This window comes from Mesorhizobium sp. P2_E7, assembly GCF_056403855.1.
The window spans coordinates 22970-39763 of sequence record NZ_JBFUER010000011.1 but is presented as its reverse complement, the minus strand read 5'-3'; the positions used below and the strand labels follow the sequence as shown (position 1 = coordinate 39763).

The window sequence follows — 16794 nt, the reverse complement described above, 5'->3', positions numbered from 1 at the left end:
GGCCCCCATCGAGAGACGTGTCATGAGTTTCTTCAGCAAGAAAATATCGCGCCGCACCATCGTGCAGGCGCTGATTGCGATGCCGGCGTTACAGCTGTTTCGCAAGCTGCCTGACAGCGACCGCTCCCATGCCGCTCCCGACGAGATCGTCGAGGTCAATGGCTGGATCCTGAAGCGGAGCGACCTGGCATGATCTTCGACAGTTACGAGGCGTATCGCGCCTCGGATTTCAAACCCAGGGTCTGCATCCTCGGCTCAGGGCCTGCCGGCACCACCATCGCCAGGAAGCTTGGCGCCGCCGGCATTCCGGTCGTGGTGCTGGAGGCCGGCTCGCGCGAATTCAGCGACGAGTCGCAGGATTTCTACCGCGGCACCACGGTCGGCGATCCCTATTTCGACCTCGACATCACCCGGCTGCGCTTTATGGGCGGCTCGTCGAACCACTGGGCCGGCTGGTGCCGGGTGCTCGACAGCCAAGACTTCGAGCCCAAGGCGTGGGCGCCGGACACCGGCTGGCCGATCAGCCGCGCCGACATCGAGCCCTTTCTGCCCGAGGTGCATGACATACTCGAGCTTCCCGACTTCCGGCCCGATGTGCCGATTTCGGACGACATACGCTGGGTGCAGTTGATCAAGAGCCCCGCCGTGCGCTTTGGCGAGAAATTCGCCGACGAGCTCGACAAGAGCAAGAATATTGCCGTCGTGCTCAACACCTATGCCACCGAACTTGCAGGCGACGGCAAGCGGGTGACCGGCGCCAGGCTGTGGTCGAACGGCCAGGATACCGGTGCCTTCAGTGCCGACTATTTCATCGTCTGCACCGGCGGGCTGGAGAACTCGCGGCTGCTTCTGTGGTCGAACCAGCGCTCGAATGGCGGCGTGGTGCCGAACGCCACCGCACTTGGCCGCTACTGGATGGAACATCCGACCTTCGAGGGCGGCAATGCCATCCTGGCCGACTACAGCGAGTTCGAGGTCGACGCCGTCAACGAGGCTTTCTTCTCGCCGACGCTGGCCGCCATGGAGCGGCTGCAGATCATGAATTTCGGCATCCGCTTGATCGAGACGCCCTATGCCGGCATCAAGAGCCTGATTGCCGACCTCGCCTGCACCGCGCCCGACGCTGCCGAATGGTTGGCCTACCACCTCAGCCAGAATCTGCGCTGCGCCGCGCAACTCTACGTCGCCTGGGAACAGGCGCCGCTGGCTTCGAACCGGATCGAACTGTCGAAGACCGATGTCGACCACGCCGGCGTGCCGCGCATCGAGCTGCACTGGAAGAAGTCGCCGCTGGAGCGCCGGACCATTCTGGAGGGGCTCAAACTGTTCGGTACGACGCTGATCGAGAAGGACCTCGGCCGCGTCCGCATCATGGACTGGCTAGCCAACGGCCAGGACTACCCGACCGATGAGGAACTGGCCGGCCACCACCATATGGGCGGCACGCGCATGGGCACCGACGTGACCAAAAGCGTGGTCGACGCTAACTGCAAGGTTCACAGCATGGACAATCTCTATGTCGGCGGCTCCTCGGTGTTCTGCACCTCGGGCGAATGCAACCCGACGACGACGATCACCGCACTTGCATGCCGGCTTGGCGACCATCTGACCAAGGTCATCACAGTGTGACGCAGTCATCCAGGTGTGACGCAGTCATCACCGTCTGACCGCCAAAAGCGGACAGCGCCGGCAGGATTGCTGCCGGCGCCGCCCTGGCGCGCCTTTGGGTGGATTCAGATCTGGACCAGAGCGTGATTCCGAAACCGGTTTCGGAAGGGTCACGCTCAGCGGAGCCTCATCCCGATTCATCGGGATGGAACAGCCTCTAAAGGCCGTAGACGGCGATGCGCACCAGCACGGCCGCAGCCGCCAGCGCCACCAGCAATATGCCGAGGCCGATGGGCGAGCCCCAGCCATACCATTTCATCGCCATCTCGGCGTATTTGCACTCTTCCTCATGCGAGAGGGGCGCACGCTGTTGAATCAGGCTCATTTTTAACTCCTTGTCGGCGGCAGGCCCTTGCTATGTCCGGGCTGGAGCCGCATATTGATGCAATGGTCTAAATGTTAGACAGATTGATAGTTAGATGATCGAAATAAATTCGTCAAGCCAGAATCGTGAGGACATGACGACGGCCATCGGCCTGGCCATCATGCAGTGGCAGGACGCCACTCAGGCCTATGATGAGGCGGTGGGGGCAAGGCTTGGGCTGAACATGGCCGAGCGCCATTGCATCGGCCTGCTTTACGGCGGCCCGCAATCGGCCGGCGCCATCGCGATCGCAACCGGGCTGACGCCGGCTGCGGTGACCGCGCTGATCGACCGGCTTGAGGCGCGCGGCTACCTGACCCGCACGCGCAGTCTCGAGGACAGACGCAAGGTGGTGATCGAGGCGACGGAGGCGACGCGCGACCTGTCGGCGCGCTATTACGGCGCCATCGCGCGCGAAGGCGAAAAGGTCGTCGCCACCTTCAGCGACGCGGAACTGGCCACCATATCGCGCTTCGTCCACGCCGCACTCGACCTGCAGCGCGACCAGTTGGCCCGGCTGAAGGCCGAGGGACCGGACGCGCCCGGGCGATAGGATGCCGATGTGTTCGCGGTGTTACCGCATATATCGGCAGGGACGAGACTATTTCGGCTGGACTCCATAGGCGACAAGAAACGCCTCCACCGAGGCATCCGCGTGCCGTTCAAGGTCGGCCTTGGAGCGCCGGTTGCTTCCCGTGAACATAGCTTCGTTCATGGGGATCCATAGAAGCATTCCAAAAAAATGGCTGGCTGCCAGATGGGGATTATTGGTTTGCATCAGTCCGCGACTGGTGAGCTTTTGAAAGCAGGAAGCCATCGAGCCAAGCATGCGCTCGAAGCCCTTTTCGTACCAACTGCGGCCAAGCTGCGGCATTCGATCCGCATTGGCGATAATCAAGCGCCGCAGCTTCAACAACTCTTCATCCATGAGAACCGCCATCAGACGTCGGGCAAGCTGCTGCAGCCCACCTTCCATGAATTTCGCCTCGGAAAGCAGCGTCGTCACGGACTCGATAACATCGTTGGCCTGGGTAGCGGTTGCCAGAACGACTTCGGAGAAAAGCGTCTCCTTGTCCGTGAAATGCTTGTAGACGGTCTGCTTTGAAGCTCCCGCCCTGGTGGCGATTTCCTCCATGCTGGTCCCGTCATAACCCTTAGCGATGAACGCCGCCGTGGCCGCCTGGATGATTTCACGATCCTTGCGTGCCGATCTCGTCTCACCGTCGATTTTCATCACACTCCCTTGACCGGTACTAGACGGTACCGTTCCCACGTGATAGCCATGAAATTGGTACTGGACTGACTAGTACCTGTCAACGAAGGCAAGGCTTAGACCGATGACCAAGATGATCTTCCTCAATCTACCGGTGCGCGATCTGCAGGCAGCGACCAAGTTCTATCTCGCGATCGGGGGCACGCTCAATCCGCAGTTCTCGAACGACCAGGCCAGCTCGATCATGTTCTCAGACTCCATTGGGGTCATGCTGCTGACGCACGGACATTACAGCCAGTTCACGGCACGGCAGATCGGCGACGCCAAGCGTGACAGCCAGATGCTGATAGCGCTCACCACAGACAGCAAGGACGAGGTCAATGCGATAGTCGAGAAGGGCGTGGCGGCCGGCGGCCGCGCCGATCCCAACCCTGCGCAGGATCTCGGTTTCATGTTCAACCGCCACATCGAAGACCCCGACGGCAACGTCTGGGAGTTCCTGTGGATGAACCCGTCCGCCATGCAATAGGCCAGCGGGATCGAGCGCCCGAAGCGCGTCGCGTTGAAACGGATTCATGCGACGCGCTTCAGGTCTTTGCTTCCGGGCGCAACGCCTTAAACACTGGTTCCGGATTTGCTAGACCGTCGCCGGATCCAGCGCCGGCTGCCCCTTGCGGCGGGCGACGATGGCCTTGAAATCGGCGGTCCGGAACGCATCGCGCAACACATCGAAGGATGGCAGCACGAAATAGGCGCGCTGGAACTTGTTGATCTCGTAGCAGGTGCGCATCACAGTCTCCAGGTCGAAAGGCACATGGTGCGCACCCTTGCTGTCGACGGCGAACTGCAATTCGGTGAAGGACGACATCAGCCCGGCGCCGAAAGCTTTTAGCGGCTGACCCTTCTCCTGCATCAGCCCGTATTCGGCGGTGTACCAGTAGAGGCGGGTGATCATCTCGTCGCCGCCCAGCGCAATCACGCTCTCGGCCTTCTCGCCATACATCTGCATGAAATCGGCAAACACCGGCTGCGTCAGGATCGGCACATGGCCGAAGAAGTCGTGGAACATGTCCGGCTCGACGATGTAGTCGAGCTCTTCCTTCGTGCGCAGCCAGTTGGTCACCGGAAAGCGCCGGTTGGCGAGATGGTCGAAGAAGGGTGCCGCCGGAATGAGGCCGGGTACGGCGACGATTTCCCAGCCGGTCAGCTTGCGCAACTTGTCTGAGACCGCGCCGAAATCCGGGATCCTGTCGAGCAGGCCAAGTGTGGCGACGCCATCGAGATAGGAATGGTGCGCCAGTTTTTGGGTCAGCTTGGTCTGGCGGTCGCACAGCGTGCGCCACACCGCCTGCTCCTCGGCGCTGTAGTCATAGCCCTGCGCCACGGTGAAATCGCTGCGGCACACCGAATAGTCGCCACGCAGGCCTTGGGCAGCGCAATCACGGGCATACTCGGCAACGCTCATCGTCGTCATGGTTCTTCTCCCCTGATCATGTGACTTCGAATCTGTTCGCCAAATCTACCGGCAGCCGGCGAGGCAATTCAGCTTTGATGATGGCTTGGAGGTAGGATTTGAGGTAAAAGTCACCACACAAAAGCTGAAGGAGAGTGAAAATGCCTCAGTTTGACGATTTCGAGATCAAGATGCTCGACATCCTGCAACGCGACGGGAGAAAACCCGTATCCGAGCTGGCGCAGGAGATCGGCCTGTCGACGACGCCGTGCGCGCGCCGGTTCGAGGCGCTGCAGGAGGCCGGCATCATCAAGGGGTTTGCCGCCGTGCTCAGCCGCCGCGCCGTCGGCCTGATGGTCGAGGTGTTCATCGAGGTTCGGCTGGTCAGCCACAGCGACGGTTCGCCCGAAACCTTCATCGCCGCCGTGCAGCGCATGGACGAGGTGTCGTCGTGTTGGACGATGACCGGCGACCACGATTTCCTGCTGCATGTGATGGTGCCGTCGGTCGATGAGCTCAACGCTTTCGTCATGCACCGGCTGATGCGGCTTGCCGGTGTGCGCGACGTCCACACCCAGCTGGTGTTGCAGAACATCAAGGGCCCCGGCCATGTGCCGCTCGCCCATCTAAGGCGGTGACATCGCCTCACCTTCCCATGCTGTGGCCGGTCCGATAGCTTGGCTGGATGGATGTTCTAGATTGGCTAGCGCGCTGGTATGAGGCCCAATGCAATGGGGATTGGGAGCATGCGTTTGGTGTTTCGATCGACACCATCGATAACCCGGGCTGGTCATTGAAGATCGACCTTGCAGGGACGGACTGCGACGGGCGGACCCTCGATCCGATCTCGTACAACTACGAACATGAAACCGACTGGTGGCAATGCCGGACGGAGGGGAACGTGTTTCATGGCCATGGCGGCCCACTCCACCTTCGTTCGCTTCTTGAAAACTTCCGAGAGTGGGCTACGCGAATTCGCTAGCGCTACTAGCCGTAGGGGGAAACGCCCACATCGGCACCTGAGGAAAAGCTGCACGCAAACTGCTGAAGCAGGCCAAGCGGACGTCCACATCGACAACCAGCATGCGCGGACCAACTCCCGGGAGGTCCGTCATGAACATCGTGCTGATCAATCCGCCGCACACCGCCATCGGCAGCCGCGTGCCCGACGACCATCTGCCGCCGCTCGGTCTCCTGGCAATCGGCGGGCCGCTGCTCGACGCCGGCCACCATGTGCGGCTGGTCGATGCCGAGTTCGGGCCGATGCCGCTGGACACGCTTGTGCGCGATGCCTTGAGCGGCCAGCCCGACTGCATCCTGATCGGCCATTCCGGCTCGACCTCAGCGCATCCCACCGCGCTCGCCATTGCCCGCATGGTCAAGGCGCGCGAGCCGGCGACGCTGGTGATCTATGGCGGCGTGTTCCCGACCTATCATTGGCACGACATACTGGCGGCAACCGATGTTTTCGACTTCATCGTGCGCGGCGAGGGCGAGGCGACCATCGTTGCCCTCTTAAAGGCGCTGGACAAGCGCCGGCCGCTGGCCGACATCGCCGGCATCGCCTATCGCGACGATCTCGGCCGTCCCTTCGCGACGCGGCCGGCCGGCACCATTGCTGCCCTCGATAACTACCGCGTCGGCTGGGAGCTGATCGACCATAGCCGCTACAGCTATTGGGGCGGCAAGCGCGCCGTGGTCATGCAGTTTTCGCGAGGCTGCCCGCATCTGTGCAATTATTGCGGCCAGCGGGGTTTCTGGACCCGCTGGCGGCATCGCGATCCCAAAAAGTTTGCGCAAGAGATTGCCTGGCTGCACCGCGCGCACGGCGTCGAGCTGATCAACCTCGCCGACGAGAACCCGACCGTGTCGAAGAAAGCCTGGCGCGCTTTTCTCGACGCGCTGATCGCCGAGAACGTGCCGGTGCTGATCGTCGGCTCGACCCGCGCGGACGACATCGTGCGCGACGCCGACATTCTGCATCTCTACCGCAGAGCGGGCGTCATCCGCTGGCTGCTCGGCATGGAAAACACCGACGAGCAGACACTTCAATTGATCCGCAAGGGCGGCAGCACATCATCCGACCGCGAGGCAATCAGGCTGCTGCGCCAGCACGGCATATTGTCGATGGCGACCTGGGTGGCGGGTTTCGAGGACGAGACCTTTCGCGATCTGTGGCGCGGCTTCCGCCAGCTGCTTGCCTATGACCCCGATCAGATCCAGGCGCTTTACGTCACCCCGCATCGCTGGACGCCGTTCTTCCGCATCGCCCGGGACCGCAAGGTGATCCAGACGGACGCCAGGCTGTGGGACTACAAGCACCAGGTGCTGCAGATGACCCGGCTGAAACCGTGGATGCTGTTCTTCTCGGTCAAGCTGATCGAGGTTGCGGTGCAGTCGCGGCCGAAGGCGCTGGCGCGCATTCTCTTCCATCCCGATCCCGAACAGCGCCATTCGATGCGCTGGTACACGAAAATGGGCCGCCGCGTCTGGTTCCGCGAAGTCTGGGGTTTCCTGGCGTGGGACTGCCGCCTGAAGGATGGCCCGACGCTCGCCGAATTCTGGGGCGCGCCGCAGGACGCAGAGGAAGAATCGATGGTCGTCGTGCGTCCGCCGCGCAAGCAGGCCGAAACGGTCGCCGCGATCTCGCCGGGCGCCTGAACGGCCTGCCGTCATTTCATGGATATACGAGACGTATGTGTATTGACATACGCGGCGTATGTACCCATCTCGGACATACGGGGCGTATGTAACCGCCCCGGAGCGTAGGCCGAGATCGTCGGGAGCCTGCCTTGTCCAGATGGAGTGAAAATGACCAAACGTGACGCGATCTTCCCTGCCGACCGGCAGGCTCTGTACGAGATCAACCGCTATTCAGCAGCGATCCGCTCAGGCGACTTCTTGTTCGTCTCTGGCCAGGTCGGTAGCCGCGAGGACGGGTCCCCTGAGCCGGTCTTCGAAAAACAGGTCCAGCTTGCCTTCGACAATCTCGCGGCGGTGCTGAAGGCCGCCGGCTGCACATTCGATGATATTGTCGACGTGACCACCTTCCACACCGATCCCGCCGCGCAGTGGGGAGCGATCGATGCCGTTCGCCTGAAGGTGCTCGGTGAACCGCCCTACACCAATTGGACTGCGGTCGGCGTCAATTGGTTAGCCGGCTTTGACTTCGAAATAAAGGTCATCGCGCGCTTGCCCCAATCCACCTGATAGACTGGCAGCCTGATCGGCGGGCTGCGGCCAGCAGCCGCTCAGGGCACGATCAGCGTGCCGGCGCCGTGTTCGGTGAACAGTTCCAGCAGCACCGAATGCGGCGTCTTGCCGTTGAGGATGACGACGCCTTCGACGCCGCGCTCGATCGCCTCGATGCAGGTCTCGACCTTCGGGATCATGCCGCCCGACACCGTGCCGTCCTTGATCAGTGCCCTGGCTTCCGCCACCGTCAGCTCGTCGATCAGCTTCTTGTTCTTGTCGAGCACGCCAGGCACGTCGGTCAGGAACAAGAGGCGCGTCGCCTGGCAGGCGCCGGCGATGGCGCCGGCAAACGTGTCGGCATTGATGTTGTAGGTGTGGCCGTCGCGGCCGGGCGCCACCGGCGCCAGCACCGGGATCATTTCGGAGCGCGCCAGAAGATCGAGCAGCGTGCGGTCGACCTCGACCGGCTCGCCGACGAAGCCGAGATCGAGCACCCGCTCGATGTTGGAGTCCGGGTCAATCATGGTCTTGCGCGCCTTTTCGGCGAACACCATGTTGCCGTCCTTGCCGCACAGGCCGATCGCCCATTCGCCCTCGGCATTGATCAGCGCCACGATCTCCTTGTTGATCGAGCCGGCCAGCACCATTTCGACGATCTCGACCGTTTTCTGGTCGGTAACGCGCAGGCCGCCTTCGAACTTCGATTCGATACCCATCTTGGCCAGCATGGCGCCGATCTGCGGCCCACCGCCATGGACGACGATCGGGTTGACGCCGGATTGCTTCAACAGCGCGATGTCGCGGGCAAAAGCCTTGCCGAGTTCGATATCGCCCATGGCATGGCCGCCATACTTCACCACGACCGTCTTGTGCTCGTAGCGCTGCATGTAGGGCAGGGCCCGCGAAAGCAGTGCGGCCTGCATTTCGGCGGTGGCGGTGATCTCCGTCATCGGCTTGGTTCCCTGGATGTGGGTAAGGACGGCGGCGTCTTAGCGGGAATTGGCGCAGGCCGCAAACGGCTTTGCTGTCACAATGACGAAATCGCAAAGACGGCGCGATCTAGCCCGGCACCTTCAGCGGCGCCCGCCGCGTCAGCCAGCCCGAAATCTTTTCCATCTGCGCGGCGAGCGACAAAAGCGTCTCCTCGTCGCCGGGGCGGCCGACGGCCTGGATGCCAAGCGGCAGGCCGGCATCGGTGACAAGGACAGGCAGCGCGATCGACGGCTGGCCGCTGACATTCTGGATCGCCGGCCAGTGAGTGAACCACAGGCTCTTGTCCATCAATTGACCAAGCAGCGGCTTGAGCTTCAGCAGCCGGGTGAGGTGCAGTTTGTCGAGCAGGTTTTCGATCAGCTCGTCGGCGCCCTTCGGGTCCATGGCGCCGCAGGCCAGCGGCGGATGGGCAATGATCGGCATCAGCACGGCGTCATATTGCGCGGTCTCGGTGATCAGCCGGCGCGAAACGGCGTTGAGCCGCTGCAGGTCGGCATAAATCTCGCCAGCCGACACGACCTCGCCGAAGCGGGCGATGACGCGCGTGGCGCGCTCGATATCGCCCAGGACCGGGCGGCCGACGCGCAGCGCCTCGCCGCGCATCGTGCCGGCCACCGCCGAGGCGACGGTTTTGGCGAAATCGGCCATGAACTCACGATCGATATAGGGCAGGTCGATCTCCTCTACCGTGTGGCCGCCTTCGCGCGCCAGCGCTATCGCGATGTCGAGCGCAGCGAGCGTCTCGGCCGATATCGGCAGGCCGAGCGGCGATTTCCGGTACACGGCGAGCTTGAGCTTGCCTGGATCGCGCGCCGCAGCGGCGGCAAAGGTTCCTTTCGGCGCCGGCGCGGCATAGGGCGCCAGCGGGTCGGGCCCATGCGTCAGGTCGAGCAGCAGCGCGCAGTCGCGCACCGAGCGGGTGACGGCGTGGTCGACCACCATGCCGTACCAGGCTTCGCTGATCAGCGGTGTCTGCGGCACGCGGCCGCGCGAGGGTTTCAGGCCGACCAGTCCGGTGCAGGCCGAGGGCACCCGGATCGAGCCGCCGCCATCCGAGGCATGCGCCGCAGGCACCACGCCGGCCGCCACCAGTGCTGCCGAACCGCCCGACGAGCCGCCGCTGGTATGGCCCGTGTTCCACGGATTGCGGGTGATGCCGAAGGCGACCGATTCGGTCATCAGCCGCAGCCCTTGTTCGGGCGAAGTGCTGGTGGCGATCGGGATGAGCCCGGCAGCGAGATAGCGCTCGGTCATCACCGAGTTGAAGTCGGCGGCGAAAGCCGGAATGCGGCTGCCGGTGTGCGTCGGCACGCCCTTGATGGCGATGCCGAGATCCTTCAGCGCAAACGGCACGCCGGCCAAAGGCAGCTTGCGATCTATCGCTTTCGCCCGCGCCCGCGCCGCATCGTAGAGCGGTTCGGCGATGGCGTTGATATCCGGGCGGGTGGCCTCGGCGCGCGCAATTGCCGCATCGACAAGATCCTGCGGCGAGATCTCGCCCTTGTGCACCAGCTCTGCCAGGCCGGTTGCATCGTTGTCCCACAGCATCCGTTCGACCGACATTGCTGTTCCCCTTTCCGCAGGAGGCTAACGACAGGTGATTTCCTTGGCAACCGACCGACGATTACTGGCGGTTCGGCGGGGACTTCGTTTGCGTGGACAACAACATTTCTGCCTTTGCAAATAAATCGCAATCGCCTAGCTTGTGGGCATGACGCCGCAGGACATCTCCACCCTGATTGTCCGGACCTCGATGAAGGATCGGGCTGCGTTCGATCTGCTCTACCGGCAGACCAGCGCGAAACTTTTCGGCGTGTGCCTTCGTGTATTGAGGGACCGGGGAGATGCGGAAGAAGCGCTGCAAGAGGTCTTCGTCAAAGTGTGGACGAAGGCGGATCGTTTCGCGGTTTCTGATCTCAGCCCAATCTCCTGGCTAGTAGCCATAGCGCGCAATCATGCGATTGATCGCATCCGATCGCGGCGCAAGCCTGCTGCCGATATCGACGCCGCGCTTGACGTGGCTGACCCGGGTCCGGGGCCTGAGGCTATGGTTGTTGCGGGCGGTGAATCCGAGCGCATCTACCAGTGCCTCGAAGAGTTGGAACAAGACCGGGCGCAAGCCGTCCGAGGTGCTTACTTGAACGGCGAAAGTTACGCCGACCTGGCGGAACGTCACAAGGTTCCGCTGAACACGATGCGGACATGGCTGCGGCGCAGCCTGTTGAAACTTAGAGAATGTCTGGAAAGATGACCCTGGCAGAAGAAAATGGACCGGAACGTGGAGGCGACGACCTGCTCGCAGCCGAATACGTTCTCGGCGTTCTGCCAGCGGACGAACGCCAGATAGCCTCCGGACGTATCGACGCGGAGACCGGCTTTGCCCGTCTCGTCGATTCCTGGGAGGTCCACCTTTCGCCGATGGCCGCGGCCTATGCGGAAGTCGAGCCGCCGGCCACCATCAAGCCGGCTATCGATCGCCGGCTGTTCTCCTCCACCGCAGCGTCGACCACCGCGGCGCCGAGCGGCAGCCTGTGGGCGAGCCTCGCCTTCTGGCGCGGCCTCACCGCAGCGGCTCTCGCGGCGCTGGTGCTCTACATCGCCGTGCCTTATGTCAGGACGCCGGTCGTCGTGCCGCAAGAGCGCCTCGTCGCCTCGCTGGCTGCCGATGGCAGTGACGTCAAATACCTCGTCGTCTACGATGCCGGACGCCGCGATGTCGGCCTATCGCTGGTTTCGGGCGAACGCGCCGCCGGCAAGGACTTCGAACTGTGGATGATCGAGGGCAAGAATGCGCCGGTCTCGATGGGCGTCATTCCTGCCGGCCAGACCGCGCATATCCCGGTTGCCCCGGCCGTGCAGCAGAAGCTGGCGCAAGGCGCCGTGCTCGCGGTCAGCGTCGAGCCGACGGGCGGTTCGCCGACCGGACAGCCGACCGGACCGGTCGTCGCCGCGGGCGATCTGAAGGGCATCTGATAGATCTCAAGGCCATGACCTGACTACGAAAACAGCGGAAGTATATCTTCCGCTGTTTTCGTCCTGGCTTCGGTAGCGAAAATTAAAATTAGATCATCGAAAATTTAATTCGCCGACAAAATAAAGAATAATTTTTCCCGTTTCGCGGAAACTCAAGCAGTTCTATCCCGTATCTCCTCATGTTCCCGAAAGAGGAACAATAACCCGAGGAGTCCGAACACTATGCGTAAGCTCGCCACCCTTTTGCTCGCCGGTACCATTGCCGTCTCCGCCCTCGCCACCGCTGCCTATGCCGAAAATCCGATGGTTGGCGGCGCCGCCATGTTCGCCAACAAGAACATCGTCGAGAACGCCGTCAATTCGAAGGACCACACGACGCTGGTCGCTGCCGTCAAGGCTGCCGGCCTGGTCGATACGCTGCAGGGCGCCGGCCCGTTCACCGTCTTTGCGCCGACCAATGAGGCTTTCGCCGCACTTCCGGCCGGCACGGTCGAGACACTGCTCAAGCCTGAGAACAAGGACAAGCTGACCAAAATCCTGACCTGCCACGTCATCGGCGCCAAGGCGATGGGCGCGGACGTCGCCGCAATGGCCAAGGCCGACGGCGGCACCCACAAGGTCAAGACGGTCGGCGGCTGCGAGCTGTCGCTCAAGGCCGAAGGCGGCAAGGTCACCGTCACTGACGAGAACGGCAATGTCGCCAATGTGACGATCGCCGATGTCGAGCAGTCCAACGGCGTCATCCACGTCATCGACAAGGTTCTGCTGCCGAAGATGTAACAAAGCGCCTGCCGCCGACGAACAGTTGGTCAAGGCTCCCTGCAGATTGCGTGGCTCGCGCCCCCGTGGGCCGCGCAAACGACCGAGCGCTCCATCCCGTCCGCACCAAAGTGCGGAGCCGGTGTGGAGTGTTCGTTTGCGGGGCCACCGTCACCGGCTTTTGATTTTCCAGTGGCGGCCAGATTTGGCAAAACAACCCGCAGGAGGATTTCTGTCATGAACCGTCGCGATTTACTTCTCAGCGGCGTCGCCTTTGCGGCCGTTGCCGGCGCTGTGGCAACGCTGCGCATGGGCGGGCCTCAACCCGCCAAGGCTGCCGAAACCTTCGAGATCACCAAGACAGACGCCGAGTGGCACGCCATCCTGTCTGACGAAGCCTTCAACGTGCTGCGCAAGGAAGGCACCGAGTATCCCGGCACCAGCCCGCTGCTCAACGAGCATCGCAAGGGCATCTTCGCCTGCGCCGGCTGCGACCTGCCGGTCTACCCCTCGGAGACGAAGTTCGATTCCGGCACCGGCTGGCCGAGCTTCTGGCAGGAAATCCCCAATGGCATCGGCAAGACCGAGGACCGCTCGCTCGGCATGACCCGCACCGAGGTCCACTGCCGCCGCTGCGGCGGCCATCTCGGCCATGTCTTCGATGATGGCCCGGCGCCGACCGGCCTGCGCCACTGCATCAACGGCGTCGCGCTGACCTTCAAGCCAGCCGCGGCCTGACCTTCAAGCCAGCCGCGGCCTGACCGTCCAGCGTCTCCTGGTGATGTCGGAGATTTGGGAGGCGGTGCAACGACCGCCTCCTACCCATGAAAATGGGGCCAAAACTCTTAAAATCAAGAATTGGCAGATGCCTTTTTATGCGTAGATTCCGCAGCCCTTAACGAGAGGGCAAGACTCTATGCAACCAACTGAAGAACGCACTCGCCAAGGCGAGCGCAAATCGATCGGTCGTGCTGAGGCAGACCGGTCGCAAATCTCCCATCCTGTGGTGATCGTCGGAGGCGGGCCGACCGGACTGATGCTGGCCGGCGAGCTTTCCTTGGCCGGCATCGATGCCGCCATCGTCGAGCGGCGCGTTGGACAAGAGCTCGACGGGCTGCGCTCCGGCGGCCTGCACGCACGAACAATCGAAGTCTTCGACCAGCGCGGCATTGCCGACCGGTTTCTGGCGCAAGGACGGACTGCCCAGGTCGCGGGCTTTGCCGGCGTTTCCCTTGATATCAGCGACTTTCCCACCCGCCACAATTACGGGCTCGCTTTGTGGCAGAAGCATATAGAGCGCATCCTTGCCGACTGGGTGGAGGAGCTTGGCGTCACGATCTACAGTCGCTGCGAGGTGACGGCTCTCGTGCAGGATGAGAGCGGCGTCGACGTCGCGCTTAGCGATGGCCGCTCGCTTCGTGCCGATTACCTCGTCGGCTGCGACGGCGGCAGAAGTCTCGTACGCAAGGCATCGGGCATCGAGTTCCCGGGTTCGGACCCGACGACCAGCAACCTGATTGGCGAGGTCGAGGTAACAGAGGAGCCGAACTGGGGCATCCACCGCGATGCAACCGGCATTCATGGTCTCAGCAAGCTCGACGACGGGACCGTGCGGGTGATGGTGACCGAACGCGAGGTCGGGGCTGTCGCGCCGCCGACGTTGCGCGATCTGAGCGACGCGCTCATTTCCGTCTTCGGCACCGATTATGGCGTCCACAATCCGGCATCGCTGTCCCGCTTCACCGATATGACCCGGCAGGCAGCGTCATACCGCAAGGGACGGGTGCTGCTGGCGGGCGACGCCGCCCACGTGCATCCGCCGGACGGCGGACAGGGCATGCAGCTTGGCGTGCAGGACGCGGTCAATCTGGGGTGGAAGCTCGCGCAGGTGATCAGGAAAACAGCGCCGGAAAGCCTGCTCGATACCTACCAGGCAGAGCGTCATCCGGTTGCCGCGCGCGTGTTGAAAAACACCATGGCGGCGGTCGTGCTGCGCCGTGAAGACGAGCGCATAAAGGCGCTGCGAGACATGGTGTCCGGGCTCCTTGCCATGGAGGAACCGCGCAAGTGCTTTGCCGGCATGATGTCCGGTCTGGACATCCACTACGAGCTCGGCGAGGGGCACGAACTGCTGGGGCGTCGCATGCCGGATCTCGACCTCGTCACCGCCGATGGCCCGCAACGGGTCTTTGCGCTGCTGCACCAGGCGCGACCGTTGTTGCTCAACTTTGGAAAACCCGGCGCTTTCGACATCGGCCCATGGGCGGACCGGGTTCGCTCGGTCGACGCCAGATATGATGGTGGATGGGAGCTTCCGGTGCTGGGCGCCATCGAAGCTCCCGATGCCGTGTTGGTTCGTCCCGATGGCTATGTGGCCTGGGTCGGTGGCCCGACATCGGCGGGCTTGACCGATGCGCTGGCCAAATGGTTCGGACCGCGCCTGCGGCCGCACAACGGTCGTGAATCTCGGTAGCGGTTGATGCTTAAGCGTGACCCCGGAAATCGGGGGTTGATTTCCGGGGTCACACATGAGGGCGCCAGGCGGGGGAACCGGCGCGCTCAATGGCCTCCGCCGCCACCGCCCGCGGGCGGCGCCGGCTTGGAAATGACCATGGTGAAAACAGCCATGATCGCGAACAGGGCGGTCAGCATGGTGAAAACGTCCATGAACGACAGCAGCGACGCCTGCTGGTGGGCCATGCCAGACAGTTTGGAGATCGCCGCCTTGGTGGCGTCGAGCCCGGGCGTCTGCTGGAAGTCGAGTGTCATGTTCTGCAGCTTCTGCTGGGCTGCGGCACTACCCCATTCCACATGCTCGGCCAGCCTTGCATAGTGGAAGGCGCTGCGATCGATCAGCACGGTGTTGATGACGGCAAGGCCGACGGCGCCGCCGAGGTTGCGGGTCAGGTTGAACAGGCCCGACGCGTTCTTCAGCCGGTCCGGCGGCAAGGTGCCGAGCGCGATGTTGTTGATCGGCACCATGCACAGCATCATCGAACAGCCGCGCAGGATCTGCGGGATGAGCAGCTCATAGAAATCCCAGTCGGCCGTCAGATGTGTCATCCACCAGGTGCCGGCGGCAAAGCCGAGCAGCCCGATCATCATCATGACGCGCAAATCCATCTTGCTCGACAGGATGCCGGATATCGGCGCGGTGACGAACATCGCCAGGCCGCTGACGAACAGCGCCTCGCCGATCATCAGCGAGTCGTAGCCGCGGATGCGCCCGAGGAACACTGGATAGAGATAGGTCAGGCCATAGAGGCCGATGCCGATGACGAAGGAGAACATCGAGCCGAAGGCGAAATTGATGTTGGTGAAGGCCGTGAGATCGACGATCGGCTCCTCGGCGGTAAAGGCGCGCCAGAAGAACAGCACTGCGCCGACAACCATGATAATGGCGCAGATGAACACCGCCTGTTCCTGCAGCCAGTCATGGTTCGGACCTTCCTCGAGCACATACTCCATACAGCCGAGGAAAGCCGCCATGCCGGCAAGACCCCACCAGTCGAACTTGCTGAACAGGCCGAGATTGGGCTTGTCGAAATCGATCAGCGACCAGGTCGTCGCCGTCACCAGGATACCCGGCACGACATTGATCAGGAACAGCCAGTGCCACGACAGGGCATGGCTGATATAGCCGCCGACGGTTGGGCCGATGGTCGGCGCCAGCGTCGCCACCAGGCCGATCATCGGCGACACCATGGCGCGGCGCGACGGCGGGAAGATGGTGAAGGCCGCGGCGAAGACGCTCGGGATCATGCCGCCGCCGATGAAGCCCTGGATGGCGCGGTAGACGATCATCTGGTCGATGTTGGTGGCGGTCGCGGCCAGCGCGCTGGCCGCCGTGAAGCCGGCCGCGGCGCCTGCAAACAGCACCCGCGTCGACAGCATCCGGCTGAGGAAGCCAGACAGCGGGATCATCACCACTTCGGCGATCAGATAGGCGGTCTGCACCCACGGGATTTCATCGGAACTGGCGGAGAGGCCGGCCTGGATCTCGGCCAGAGAGGCCGAGACGATCTGGATGTCGAGGATCGCCATGAACATGCCGAACACCATCGCCAGGAAGGCGATGAGGCGGCGCGTCGAGATGGTGGTCGGCACCGCCGGCATGGCCGGCGCCGGCGCCGCTCCTGCTGTTATGGTTGCGGTTGCCATGGCGTTGTCCCCTTG

At 63.0% G+C, this 16794-nt stretch carries 19 protein-coding genes; 13 read left to right on the top strand and 6 right to left on the bottom strand.

Annotation, left to right across the window (positions count from 1 at the left end; translation table 11 throughout):
• Nucleotides 1-22 precede the first annotated feature (22 nt).
• Both AC1DYC_RS30140 and AC1DYC_RS30135 read left to right on the top strand, forming a co-directional pair.
• Nucleotides 23-193, top strand: a complete 171-nt coding sequence (locus AC1DYC_RS30140; RefSeq protein ID WP_477411321.1) for a hypothetical protein — start codon at nt 23-25, stop codon at nt 191-193.
• Complete coding sequence (locus AC1DYC_RS30135; protein WP_477411320.1) at nt 190-1629, top strand: GMC oxidoreductase; 1440 nt, start codon at nt 190-192, stop codon at nt 1627-1629. Before AC1DYC_RS30140 ends, AC1DYC_RS30135 begins: the two co-directional genes overlap by 4 nt.
• A gap of 196 nt (nt 1630-1825) precedes the next feature.
• Here the strand turns inward: AC1DYC_RS30135 and AC1DYC_RS30130 are convergent, their stop codons facing one another.
• Nucleotides 1826-1993 carry a hypothetical protein gene (locus AC1DYC_RS30130; RefSeq protein WP_477411319.1) on the bottom strand — a complete coding sequence of 56 codons (168 nt, stop codon included), beginning with the start codon at nt 1991-1993 and terminating at the stop codon, nt 1826-1828.
• Between the two features lie 94 nt (nt 1994-2087).
• Here AC1DYC_RS30130 and AC1DYC_RS30125 point away from each other — a divergent pair, with 94 nt between their 5' ends.
• Nucleotides 2088-2585 carry a MarR family winged helix-turn-helix transcriptional regulator gene (locus AC1DYC_RS30125; protein WP_477411318.1) on the top strand — a complete coding sequence of 166 codons (498 nt, stop codon included), beginning with the start codon at nt 2088-2090 and terminating at the stop codon, nt 2583-2585.
• Nucleotides 2586-2633: 48 nt separating this feature from the next.
• On the opposite strand, the gene AC1DYC_RS30120 is transcribed toward AC1DYC_RS30125, so the two are convergent.
• Entirely contained in the window at nt 2634-3266 is a 633-nt protein-coding gene (locus tag AC1DYC_RS30120; RefSeq protein ID WP_477411317.1) for a TetR/AcrR family transcriptional regulator, read from the bottom strand.
• Between the two features lie 103 nt (nt 3267-3369).
• On the opposite strand from AC1DYC_RS30120, the gene AC1DYC_RS30115 reads away from it, so the two are divergent.
• The gene (locus tag AC1DYC_RS30115; RefSeq protein ID WP_352582868.1) at nt 3370-3774 is read left to right on the top strand and encodes a VOC family protein; all 405 of its coding nucleotides are present in this window, start codon (nt 3370-3372) and stop codon (nt 3772-3774) included.
• A gap of 108 nt (nt 3775-3882) precedes the next feature.
• Here the strand turns inward: AC1DYC_RS30115 and phhA are convergent, their stop codons facing one another.
• The gene (phhA, locus tag AC1DYC_RS30110; protein WP_477411316.1) at nt 3883-4719 is read right to left on the bottom strand and encodes a phenylalanine 4-monooxygenase; all 837 of its coding nucleotides are present in this window, start codon (nt 4717-4719) and stop codon (nt 3883-3885) included.
• A gap of 140 nt (nt 4720-4859) precedes the next feature.
• On the opposite strand from phhA, the gene AC1DYC_RS30105 reads away from it, so the two are divergent.
• The 4 genes from AC1DYC_RS30105 (at nt 4860) to AC1DYC_RS30090 (ending at nt 7908) form a co-directional block, all read left to right on the top strand.
• Nucleotides 4860-5336: an Lrp/AsnC family transcriptional regulator gene (locus tag AC1DYC_RS30105; protein ID WP_477232210.1), complete on the top strand. Its 477-nt coding sequence runs from the start codon at nt 4860-4862 to the stop codon at nt 5334-5336.
• 47 nt (nt 5337-5383) lie between these two features.
• Nucleotides 5384-5680 carry an immunity 53 family protein gene (locus AC1DYC_RS30100; RefSeq protein ID WP_477411315.1) on the top strand — a complete coding sequence of 99 codons (297 nt, stop codon included), beginning with the start codon at nt 5384-5386 and terminating at the stop codon, nt 5678-5680.
• A gap of 131 nt (nt 5681-5811) precedes the next feature.
• Nucleotides 5812-7359: a magnesium-protoporphyrin IX monomethyl ester anaerobic oxidative cyclase gene (bchE, locus tag AC1DYC_RS30095; protein WP_477411314.1), complete on the top strand. Its 1548-nt coding sequence runs from the start codon at nt 5812-5814 to the stop codon at nt 7357-7359.
• A gap of 150 nt (nt 7360-7509) precedes the next feature.
• On the top strand, nt 7510-7908 hold the full coding sequence (locus tag AC1DYC_RS30090) for a RidA family protein (protein ID WP_477411313.1): 399 nt from the start codon (nt 7510-7512) through the stop codon (nt 7906-7908).
• 41 nt (nt 7909-7949) lie between these two features.
• Here the strand turns inward: AC1DYC_RS30090 and argB are convergent, their stop codons facing one another.
• Both argB and AC1DYC_RS30080 read right to left on the bottom strand, forming a co-directional pair.
• The gene (gene argB, locus AC1DYC_RS30085; protein ID WP_477411312.1) at nt 7950-8843 is read right to left on the bottom strand and encodes an acetylglutamate kinase; all 894 of its coding nucleotides are present in this window, start codon (nt 8841-8843) and stop codon (nt 7950-7952) included.
• Between the two features lie 109 nt (nt 8844-8952).
• On the bottom strand, nt 8953-10449 hold the full coding sequence (locus tag AC1DYC_RS30080) for an amidase (protein ID WP_477411311.1): 1497 nt from the start codon (nt 10447-10449) through the stop codon (nt 8953-8955).
• A 148-nt stretch (nt 10450-10597) separates the two neighbouring features.
• On the opposite strand from AC1DYC_RS30080, the gene AC1DYC_RS30075 reads away from it, so the two are divergent.
• The 5 genes from AC1DYC_RS30075 (at nt 10598) to AC1DYC_RS30055 (ending at nt 15091) form a co-directional block, all read left to right on the top strand.
• Nucleotides 10598-11137 (top strand): sigma-70 family RNA polymerase sigma factor, encoded by a 540-nt coding sequence (locus AC1DYC_RS30075; protein WP_477304954.1) that lies wholly within the window; start codon nt 10598-10600, stop codon nt 11135-11137.
• The gene (locus AC1DYC_RS30070) at nt 11134-11859 is read left to right on the top strand and encodes an anti-sigma factor (protein ID WP_477411310.1); all 726 of its coding nucleotides are present in this window, start codon (nt 11134-11136) and stop codon (nt 11857-11859) included. The genes AC1DYC_RS30075 and AC1DYC_RS30070 overlap by 4 nt, the downstream gene beginning before the upstream one ends.
• 222 nt (nt 11860-12081) lie before the next feature.
• Nucleotides 12082-12639: a fasciclin domain-containing protein gene (locus AC1DYC_RS30065; protein ID WP_477411309.1), complete on the top strand. Its 558-nt coding sequence runs from the start codon at nt 12082-12084 to the stop codon at nt 12637-12639.
• A 216-nt stretch (nt 12640-12855) separates the two neighbouring features.
• The gene (gene msrB / locus AC1DYC_RS30060; RefSeq protein ID WP_477411308.1) at nt 12856-13356 is read left to right on the top strand and encodes a peptide-methionine (R)-S-oxide reductase MsrB; all 501 of its coding nucleotides are present in this window, start codon (nt 12856-12858) and stop codon (nt 13354-13356) included.
• Between the two features lie 178 nt (nt 13357-13534).
• A complete protein-coding gene (locus tag AC1DYC_RS30055; RefSeq protein ID WP_477411307.1) occupies nt 13535-15091 on the top strand; it encodes an FAD-dependent monooxygenase in 1557 nt (518 codons plus the stop codon).
• Nucleotides 15092-15177: 86 nt separating this feature from the next.
• On the opposite strand, the gene AC1DYC_RS30050 is transcribed toward AC1DYC_RS30055, so the two are convergent.
• The gene (locus AC1DYC_RS30050) at nt 15178-16779 is read right to left on the bottom strand and encodes a DHA2 family efflux MFS transporter permease subunit (RefSeq protein WP_477411306.1); all 1602 of its coding nucleotides are present in this window, start codon (nt 16777-16779) and stop codon (nt 15178-15180) included.
• Nucleotides 16780-16794 lie beyond the last annotated feature (15 nt).

Excerpts from the sequence above, each read along its gene's own strand:
- AC1DYC_RS30100 (WP_477411315.1), top strand. The coding sequence starts at position 5,384 with ATGGATGTTCTAGATTGGCTAGCGCGCTGGTATGAGGCCCAATGCAAT.
- AC1DYC_RS30075 (WP_477304954.1), top strand. The coding sequence starts at position 10,598 with ATGACGCCGCAGGACATCTCCACCCTGATTGTCCGGACCTCGATGAAG.
- argB (WP_477411312.1), bottom strand. The coding sequence starts at position 8,843 with ATGACGGAGATCACCGCCACCGCCGAAATGCAGGCCGCACTGCTTTCG.
- AC1DYC_RS30055 (WP_477411307.1), top strand. The coding sequence starts at position 13,535 with ATGCAACCAACTGAAGAACGCACTCGCCAAGGCGAGCGCAAATCGATC.
- AC1DYC_RS30070 (WP_477411310.1), top strand. The coding sequence starts at position 11,134 with ATGACCCTGGCAGAAGAAAATGGACCGGAACGTGGAGGCGACGACCTG.
- phhA (WP_477411316.1), bottom strand. The coding sequence starts at position 4,719 with ATGACGACGATGAGCGTTGCCGAGTATGCCCGTGATTGCGCTGCCCAA.
- AC1DYC_RS30135 (WP_477411320.1), top strand. The coding sequence starts at position 190 with ATGATCTTCGACAGTTACGAGGCGTATCGCGCCTCGGATTTCAAACCC.
- AC1DYC_RS30120 (WP_477411317.1), bottom strand. The coding sequence starts at position 3,266 with ATGAAAATCGACGGTGAGACGAGATCGGCACGCAAGGATCGTGAAATC.
- AC1DYC_RS30080 (WP_477411311.1), bottom strand. The coding sequence starts at position 10,449 with ATGTCGGTCGAACGGATGCTGTGGGACAACGATGCAACCGGCCTGGCA.
- AC1DYC_RS30105 (WP_477232210.1), top strand. The coding sequence starts at position 4,860 with ATGCCTCAGTTTGACGATTTCGAGATCAAGATGCTCGACATCCTGCAA.
- AC1DYC_RS30130 (WP_477411319.1), bottom strand. The coding sequence starts at position 1,993 with ATGAGCCTGATTCAACAGCGTGCGCCCCTCTCGCATGAGGAAGAGTGC.
- msrB (WP_477411308.1), top strand. The coding sequence starts at position 12,856 with ATGAACCGTCGCGATTTACTTCTCAGCGGCGTCGCCTTTGCGGCCGTT.
- bchE (WP_477411314.1), top strand. The coding sequence starts at position 5,812 with ATGAACATCGTGCTGATCAATCCGCCGCACACCGCCATCGGCAGCCGC.
- AC1DYC_RS30090 (WP_477411313.1), top strand. The coding sequence starts at position 7,510 with ATGACCAAACGTGACGCGATCTTCCCTGCCGACCGGCAGGCTCTGTAC.
- AC1DYC_RS30065 (WP_477411309.1), top strand. The coding sequence starts at position 12,082 with ATGCGTAAGCTCGCCACCCTTTTGCTCGCCGGTACCATTGCCGTCTCC.
- AC1DYC_RS30050 (WP_477411306.1), bottom strand. The coding sequence starts at position 16,779 with ATGGCAACCGCAACCATAACAGCAGGAGCGGCGCCGGCGCCGGCCATG.
- AC1DYC_RS30125 (WP_477411318.1), top strand. The coding sequence starts at position 2,088 with ATGATCGAAATAAATTCGTCAAGCCAGAATCGTGAGGACATGACGACG.
- AC1DYC_RS30115 (WP_352582868.1), top strand. The coding sequence starts at position 3,370 with ATGACCAAGATGATCTTCCTCAATCTACCGGTGCGCGATCTGCAGGCA.
- AC1DYC_RS30140 (WP_477411321.1), top strand. The coding sequence starts at position 23 with ATGAGTTTCTTCAGCAAGAAAATATCGCGCCGCACCATCGTGCAGGCG.